At 39.9% G+C, this 7,236-nt stretch carries 11 protein-coding genes; all 11 read right to left on the bottom strand.

The features are described 5' to 3' along the window. Positions 1-295: 295 nt before the first annotated feature. The 11 genes from L1272_RS22335 to L1272_RS22285 all read right to left on the bottom strand — a co-directional run bounded on the left by L1272_RS22335 (position 296) and on the right by L1272_RS22285 (position 6,681). Positions 296-646, bottom strand: coding sequence for a hypothetical protein (locus tag L1272_RS22335; RefSeq protein WP_004589646.1), 351 nt, complete (start codon positions 644-646; stop codon positions 296-298). Between the two features lie 50 nt (positions 647-696). After that, positions 697-1,068, bottom strand: coding sequence for a hypothetical protein (locus L1272_RS22330; RefSeq protein ID WP_063529851.1), 372 nt, complete (start codon positions 1,066-1,068; stop codon positions 697-699). A gap of 10 nt (positions 1,069-1,078) precedes the next feature. Then, on the bottom strand, positions 1,079-1,501 hold the full coding sequence (locus L1272_RS22325) for a hypothetical protein (RefSeq protein WP_008467863.1): 423 nt from the start codon (positions 1,499-1,501) through the stop codon (positions 1,079-1,081). Continuing rightward, a complete protein-coding gene (locus L1272_RS22320; RefSeq protein ID WP_063529850.1) occupies positions 1,485-2,150 on the bottom strand; it encodes a methyltransferase family protein in 666 nt (221 codons plus the stop codon). The genes L1272_RS22325 and L1272_RS22320 overlap by 17 nt, the downstream gene beginning before the upstream one ends. Next, a complete protein-coding gene (locus tag L1272_RS22315; RefSeq protein ID WP_063529849.1) occupies positions 2,143-2,478 on the bottom strand; it encodes a DUF2933 domain-containing protein in 336 nt (111 codons plus the stop codon). The genes L1272_RS22320 and L1272_RS22315 overlap by 8 nt, the downstream gene beginning before the upstream one ends. Then, on the bottom strand, positions 2,468-2,656 hold the full coding sequence (locus tag L1272_RS22310; RefSeq protein ID WP_199524944.1) for a hypothetical protein: 189 nt from the start codon (positions 2,654-2,656) through the stop codon (positions 2,468-2,470). The genes L1272_RS22315 and L1272_RS22310 overlap by 11 nt, the downstream gene beginning before the upstream one ends. A gap of 15 nt (positions 2,657-2,671) precedes the next feature. After that, on the bottom strand, positions 2,672-2,821 hold the full coding sequence (locus L1272_RS22305) for a P-II family nitrogen regulator (RefSeq protein ID WP_212748213.1): 150 nt from the start codon (positions 2,819-2,821) through the stop codon (positions 2,672-2,674). A gap of 8 nt (positions 2,822-2,829) precedes the next feature. Continuing rightward, the gene (locus tag L1272_RS22300) at positions 2,830-3,183 is read right to left on the bottom strand and encodes a cupredoxin domain-containing protein (RefSeq protein ID WP_063529848.1); all 354 of its coding nucleotides are present in this window, start codon (positions 3,181-3,183) and stop codon (positions 2,830-2,832) included. Positions 3,184-3,194: 11 nt separating this feature from the next. Further along, a complete protein-coding gene (locus L1272_RS22295) occupies positions 3,195-5,438 on the bottom strand; it encodes a heavy metal translocating P-type ATPase (RefSeq protein ID WP_138558963.1) in 2,244 nt (747 codons plus the stop codon). Positions 5,439-5,539: 101 nt separating this feature from the next. Further along, on the bottom strand, positions 5,540-5,953 hold the full coding sequence (locus tag L1272_RS22290) for a MerR family transcriptional regulator (RefSeq protein WP_016708244.1): 414 nt from the start codon (positions 5,951-5,953) through the stop codon (positions 5,540-5,542). Positions 5,954-6,258: 305 nt separating this feature from the next. Then, positions 6,259-6,681, bottom strand: coding sequence for a hypothetical protein (locus L1272_RS22285; RefSeq protein WP_063529247.1), 423 nt, complete (start codon positions 6,679-6,681; stop codon positions 6,259-6,261). Positions 6,682-7,236: the final 555 nt, after the last annotated feature.

The raw sequence follows: 7,236 nt of genomic DNA, 5'->3' as shown, positions 1-7,236 counted from the left end.
ATAAAAATGCTATTTTGTTCATACTCAATGCGGTTGTTGATTGGTTATGTTTGGCGACTGATCTGATCGCGCAAACCGCATTGAGTTCCCTTCCTCGGGTGATCTACTATTTGGAACAGCTATTTAGGATGCCAGCCCATACCTTTCTAATTCATATGTAACATTTTTTCTGTCGTACTGGCATCAAGATAACCAGAACTGAGCAAACAATCTCAAAGGTTGTACAAAATAACACTAAAGTTTTTTCATTAAGTTTTATTGTTATGCTCTTGTGGTGGCTTTCGCCACCACTTTATTAGTTTTCAAGTTCCACCATATCTTTCGCTGCAATGTCACCAGACACTAGCTTTACAGTTGCGAAATGATCATTCACAATTTTAGTAATTTGTACCGTTCCTACCTTTTCGATAGTGTAGGGATCTTCACCTTCACTCAATACTATTCTTTCATGGAATCTAATAACACTGTATTTTTGCCCAACCTCTGCGCCATGCTTAGCACCAATACAGATTAGAGTTCGATTATCAGAACTTTCTACTACCTGACCTCTCATCATGTATTTATGATAAAAAGTGGTATTGGAACAACCCACTAAATATAAACCGAATGTAAGCAATAAAAGAGCTTTTATATAGGGTGTTTTCATCACTGTTACCTCATTTGACTAACTAATTATCTATACACTTTTTTATGAATTCATTTGTTTTTCCGGCCAGCCCCCGAAGGTGCTTGATGACAACTCCAAGGCTTATGAACAGAGTTATCTTTGATGTTCTGATCAACAAATTTATAGTAACTTTCTTTAGTATGTGTCCACCAATCATTATGAACATCTGCGCCATACTTACGGATTACCTCCTCAATCCCATCAAGGCTTACGTTTGCGGCATCATAGGCAAGGTGTATTTCACCTTCTTTGATGTTGTAACTAACTTCATCTATACCAAAAAGCTGATCTATTTCTTTTACTAACTCGTCACAGCTTTCTTCTGTGACATTGCTAAGCTTTAGATTTCGAACAACTAAATTTTGCTCTCTAACGCCAACTCTATGATCTAAATCGCTCATAATTTTTCTCCTAATGTTTGTGTGAATGCTGTTGATTGCTATCTTTCATTTCTTCCATTTTGCGGTTCATCTGCGGCATCATGTTCCCCATCATTTCTAAATGATGTTCAGCCATCTTGATTTGTTGATGCATTGGCATTTCTTCCATGTTTTTGTGCATGGATTGCATCATCTTCATCATTGAACGGTGATGTTCAACCATCATCTGCTGTTGCTTTTCAGGATCTTTTTCAGTTTTAATGGCATGGACTTCCTTTTTCATTTCCATCATCTTTTTGTGCATTTCTCCCATGTTCTCATGTGGTATTGCCATGCCTTGATGCATATCAGCTTTGTTCGCACCTTCATGTTTATGCTCATTGTTTTGGGCAAATGAGCTAGTGGTTATCAGTAGTGAACTAATAAATAAAATTGATTTAGTTAACGTTTTCATGATTTTTACCTTCTACACTTTTATTAAAATTTGGGATCCAACTTGGTGTCGATTCCATATACCTGTGGTACTCCGAACCAAACTCAGCAATCGCTTGTGCTTCTTCGCGTTTCGCTAGCTTGACGTAAACAACGACTAAGATCGGAAACATCGCAAGTGTTGGGATTGTCGGCCACTGCAATAAAAAGCCGAACATGATTAGAATGAAAGCTACATACTGTGGGTGGCGACACCTTGCATACCATCCAGTTGTAGCCAATTGATGATGCTTTTGCGCGTGATGCAATACATTCCATGCTGAAGACAACATAAAGAAACCTGCAACAATAAACACCATACTCACTATATGAAATGGGTCCCAATGGGCATCACCTTGAAATCCAAAGAAAGTATGTAATAAATGCCCATTCTCATGCGCAAAGAAATTTACTTCTGGATAGGTCTCCGTCAGCCACCCCGACAGAAAATAGATAGTTAAAGGAAAGCCATACATTTCAGTAAATAGGGCAACAATAAAGGCGGAGAACGCTCCAAGGCTTCGCCAATCAGTAGATGTTTTTGGTTTGACAAAACTAAAGGCAAAAAAGATAAAAATTGCTGAGTTCAGTATCACCATTGACCATAAGCCATAATCATATGTCTCATTCATCACTGTTCTCCTTTTTATGTGATTCCTTACGTCCTTCTTCTAAACCTTGTATGTAGCCGTCACGATAGGCAGCATTTTTATCCGTGAGTTCTTGAAAGCTCTCTTCCTTTTTCTCATCAGGCGCATGTGAATGATCGTGGCCATGTTTGCCATGACTGCCATGCATAAATACGTGCATCAACGGGCATAGCAATAAAATCAAATAAGGAAGAAATTGCAGTACATGCTGTCCATGTTCAAAGATTAAAAAATAGGTGGCTGCGGCAATAAGCACCAATGCAGCCCAACCCGTGGGTGTTGACCAAAATTTAGGGTGCTCATTTTTCATATTGGCCTCCTATTGACCTTAAATCTTCCGCTGAAGCTTCAGACTTAGAATTTATCCAGAAGAGATTATCCACAGGGGAGATACTAACTAGTCCTTCTCCTTCAACGTTGGTATACGCTGCATCAAGCAAAACTTTAGCAACATGTTCTGCATCATCAAAAGCAACATAAATTGTCATAACTATATGTGCTGATTAGTGATTTCTGTTGTAAGTATCAGCATATGCACCTCTGCCCGTTGCTTTATGAATGGTAAAGCCTTTATAGCCATGTGAAAGTAGTGCCTCTTCTACTCGTGTTAACACCATTTCATCGAAAATGGCGGTCACTTTTTTCATGTTCATAAACCCTCCTAAACAACCTTTAAGACACCGCGATACATTTGCATCTGACAATGAAACTCATGCTCTCCCGGTGATAAGTTCAATAAGGTAATTTGAGTAATTTCATTTAATTTAAGCTGCTCGCTTATCTCCAATGATGGAATAAGCATTGTTTCAGCGCAGGGTGATTGATCTTTGCGCATAAACTTCAGAGTGACAGGTTGACTAGCAGACACTTGGATTGAGGATGGTGAATACACGCCATCCCTCACTTCAATGAGTACTTCATTACCTTGAACAATTGTTTTATTGGGTTTGTATAGCCAAAACCACCAAACAATCAGTGCGATTAACACTAAGCCTAATAAGTTAATTAACATCATCGTGTTTCTCCTTAATTCTCTTTTGCTTTAAACAAGCGAAGTCGATTTGCATTTGACACGACAGTCAATGACGAAAACGCCATTGCAGCACCTGCAATTACAGGGCTAAGCAGAATGCCAAAGAAGGGATATAGAACCCCCGCAGCAAAAGGAATCCCGGCTACGTTATAGACAAACGCGCCAAACAAGTTTTGTTTTATATTTCGTAAAGTAGCTTTGCTTACCGCTATGGCATCAGCTAGGCCATGAAGTGAACCACGCATTAGGGTAATGTCAGCACTTTCGATAGCTACATCAGTCCCTGTGCCTATGGCGAAGCCAACATCGGCTAACGCTAGCGCAGGAGCATCGTTGATGCCATCTCCTGTCATACCAACAATTTCGCCGCCTTCTTGTAGCTCTTTCACCTTGTTGGCTTTATCTTCTGGCAGCACTTCAGCAAGAAACTCACTAATACCCGCTTTTTTGGCAACAGCAGCAGCGGTTTCCTTGTTATCACCCGTTAACATGATGACGCGTATACCATTAGCCTGAAGTCGTTTGATAGCAGAGATTGAGTCTGACTTGATAGGATCTGCAACAGCAATGATTGCTGCAAGTTCACCATCTACAGCAAAGTACATAGGTGTTTTGGCTTCTTTGGCTAAAGACTGCGCTTGTTCAACAAAGCCTGTGAGGTCTATGCCTTTTAACTTCATTAGTTTATCGTTTCCGAAAAGCAGAGCTTTATTGTTGCAGTTTGCTTCTACACCAAAACCCGTAATGGCGTTAAACGCTTCAATTTTTAGTAACTCAATATCCTTATCTAACGCACTTTCAACAATCGCTTGCGCTAAAGGGTGCTCTGAGCCGCTCTCTAAACTTGCAGCAAGCTGTAGTACGTCTTTTTCGTCCGTAGCTTTTGCTAAAACAATATCGGTTACCTTAGGTGCCCCTTCAGTAATAGTGCCCGTTTTATCTAAAATCATGGCAGTGATTTTAGAGGCGGTTTGCAGTGCCTCACCGTTTCGAATTAGCACGCCTGCTTCTGCGGCCTTTCCTACTCCGACCATGACAGACATGGGCGTTGCCAAGCCCAAAGCACATGGGCAGGCAATAATGAGTACAGTAGTTGCTGATACGATGGCAAAAGCAATTGCTGGCTCAGGTCCAAAGTTAAGCCATGCTAGCGCACTTAACACAGAGATGATCATGACAACAGGAACGAAAAAAGCTGAAATAACATCAGCCAAGCGGCCAATCGGCGGTTTAGAATTTTGTGCTCGTTTCACCATATTGATGATTTGCGCAAGCGCCGTGTCTTTTCCAACACGTGTGGCTTTAAACATAATCATGCCTGATTTGTTCAAAGTACCAGCGACAACCTCATCTTCTTCGGCTTTTTCAACAGGCATAGGCTCGCCTGTCAGCATGGACTCATCAATAGAGGTGTGCCCTTCCAATACCACACCATCGACGGGAATTTTTTCGCCCGGTTTTACCTTTACAATATCGTTAAGTAAAACCTGCTCAATACCAATCTGAACTTCTTTGCTATCACGAACTACGGTTGCCGTTTTGGCCTGCAAGCCGATAAGACGCTTAATGGCCTCAGAGGTTTTACCTCTGGCTTTTATTTCTAATGCCAGACCTAAATCAATTAAGCCAATGATCATGGCGGTAGCTTCAAAATAAACATGCCGTGCCATTAATGGAACGGCGTCAGGTGCAAACACGACAACCATCGAATACACCCAAGCTGTACCTGTTCCTAAAGCTATTAAAGTGTCCATATTAGCGGAGTGGTTTTTAAAGCTTTTCCAAGCGCCAACATAAAAATGCTTACCTGAAAAATACATAACACCAAAAGTTAAAATGCCTACAACCAGCCAAGACATGCGTTCAAGGTTTGTTTCAACCGTCATTTCTCCAACCACAATGCTGTAGATCATCAAAGGAACGCCGAGTGAAAGGGCAATAAACGTATCGCGCATTAGCTTTTTGTAATATGCCCAATCCGCCGCCTCTTTCTCATCAAGCGCATCTGTTGCTGAGCTATCATCAATTGGCTTCGCGTTATACCCCACTGACTCAACAGCTTTGATCAATTCTTCTGTTTTAGCTGTCCCATAAACTGTTACTGTCCTATCAGCAAAATTCATTTCCGCACTGACGACTCCAAGAGTTGCCTTCAACGCCCCTTCAATTTTGCCTACACAGCTAGCACACCCAGCGCCTTCAATGATAAGCTGTTGGTTATGTGATACTTTCTCCAACGTATTCTCCTTACTTTTACACGAAGAGGATTGAGCTTTTGCCTTACAGCAACAGCCTGATTCAGTTTTTATATTTGTGTTAGTAGCCACCCTTTTTCCTCCTATGCTTTTTTAATTTGCTCAAAGTTTTCGATGAGATGACAAACCATGTTTGCAGTCGGTGCTTTGTCTTCCATTTCTTCCCATTGAGAAAGCGCAGAAGACATTTTTCCTCGAAGTGCCAACATTGCTTGAAACTGCTTTTCTGTTTCTTCAAGCCGCTCTTTGATCAGGCTTCTGACTAATGGGCACGCACTTTTACCATCTTCAGATTCATTAATAATTTCCTTGATATCTGCAACGGAAAAACCAAGGTTTCTGGCACTTAAAATGAATTTAAGTCTCGATACTTCTTTATTCGAGTATGACTTGTAGCCGTTCACTGACTTAGCTGGTTTTAACAATCCTAATCTGGTGTAATAGCGCACCGTATCAGCAGTCGTTCCAAGGCTTTTTGCCAGCTCTGCAACTTTCATGTTCACTCCTTAGTTCTTCACCTAAGTTTGTAATCTCACCTACAGCTTAGACCTGTGTCTAAGACACAGGTCAAGTGATTATTCGTGATTAATAATGCAAAAGCTAAAAACTAATTTTTTGGTAAAAGAGAAATCTCGGTCAAAATCGACAGCATTAAGTACTGTAAATAGCAATAGTTTGAGCATTTTCATAATGCCTTTCCAAATATCGTACTAATCGTTCAAAACAATTGGTTATTTAAACCAATGAAAAAATCATTCTATTTTGATGGGAGTGGCGAAAAAAAGACGCACTGTTCCCGTGATTAGCCAATAATTGGTGGACGATAAAGTAAGAGATGGATACCAGATTTTGGTAGGGGTGTACGCTGTAGAATTAGCTCAGAATGAATATTGCAAATACCTTCGTCTTGCGCTTCCACAAGATAGGCATTTAAATGAAAGCTTGTACAAAAACCGCCTTCACAACAAACACAATCACCAGCTTTACATTTTTCACAGTCTTCATCACCATGACGGTTTTTAGAATCTTGCGAATTTTCAGTGTGATAGTGACTATTGTCAATCATTGATTGATGATGCATATTTTTGCTTGGTTGTATAATATGCGTGTCGGATGAGCCATTATGATGCTCTTCACAATTCATTGGTTTAGCAATAGCAAAGCCATGCTGCGTAAGCAACAGAGTAATTACCACTATTTTAAACCACTTGAAAAGTCCAAACATTATCATTCCTTCTTTAGCACCTACAATATTAGCCACTTTGTAAAAATAATTTTATGATCTTGATCAAACTTTGAACTAAAACCTAAACTTTTTACTTTTTACTTTTTACTTTTTACTTTTTACTTTTTACTTTTTACTTTTTACTTTTTACTTTTTACTTTTTACTTTTTACTTTTTACTTTTTACTTTTTTAAACAGCTTAAACTTAACAAGTATAAAAGGGGTGTCTAATTTATACTCATGAGATTGAAGCCAAGCATGAGCACCATTAAAAAAAATAAAAACCCTACGCTCATAACTAGGTATTGAGTAATGGATCATTTTTCCAATTGTTCAGCTTTAAGCGCAGTACTTTGCAACAATCGGTTCTATCCCGGGCACATCCTATTCCCGTTCATCAAAAGTGATAAAATGGCCTATTGTACGTCTGTGAACTACTCGCGCCTAAAGGCATCGAGCTTCCAAGATAATAGCCTAAGCTACTAACCTTTCTTTTTTGACGCTTCGTTGGACACCGCTAGTCGAGCTTTTGACTCGGCTAGTCTTACGATTGCC

The organism is Pseudoalteromonas sp. PAST1 (assembly GCF_021532515.1).
In the GTDB taxonomy this organism is placed as follows: domain Bacteria; phylum Pseudomonadota; class Gammaproteobacteria; order Enterobacterales; family Alteromonadaceae; genus Pseudoalteromonas; species Pseudoalteromonas simplex.
The sequence above is the reverse complement of the archived record's forward strand: the minus strand, read 5'-3'. Positions and strand labels throughout refer to the sequence as shown.

Coding starts and splice junctions, on each gene's coding strand:
- L1272_RS22335 (WP_004589646.1), bottom strand. CDS start 646: ATGAAAACACCCTATATAAAAGCTCTTTTATTGCTTACATTCGGTTTA.
- L1272_RS22330 (WP_063529851.1), bottom strand. CDS start 1,068: ATGAGCGATTTAGATCATAGAGTTGGCGTTAGAGAGCAAAATTTAGTT.
- L1272_RS22325 (WP_008467863.1), bottom strand. CDS start 1,501: ATGAAAACGTTAACTAAATCAATTTTATTTATTAGTTCACTACTGATA.
- L1272_RS22320 (WP_063529850.1), bottom strand. CDS start 2,150: ATGAATGAGACATATGATTATGGCTTATGGTCAATGGTGATACTGAAC.
- L1272_RS22315 (WP_063529849.1), bottom strand. CDS start 2,478: ATGAAAAATGAGCACCCTAAATTTTGGTCAACACCCACGGGTTGGGCT.
- L1272_RS22310 (WP_199524944.1), bottom strand. CDS start 2,656: ATGACAATTTATGTTGCTTTTGATGATGCAGAACATGTTGCTAAAGTT.
- L1272_RS22305 (WP_212748213.1), bottom strand. CDS start 2,821: ATGAACATGAAAAAAGTGACCGCCATTTTCGATGAAATGGTGTTAACA.
- L1272_RS22300 (WP_063529848.1), bottom strand. CDS start 3,183: ATGATGTTAATTAACTTATTAGGCTTAGTGTTAATCGCACTGATTGTT.
- L1272_RS22290 (WP_016708244.1), bottom strand. CDS start 5,953: ATGAAAGTTGCAGAGCTGGCAAAAAGCCTTGGAACGACTGCTGATACG.
- L1272_RS22285 (WP_063529247.1), bottom strand. CDS start 6,681: ATGTTTGGACTTTTCAAGTGGTTTAAAATAGTGGTAATTACTCTGTTG.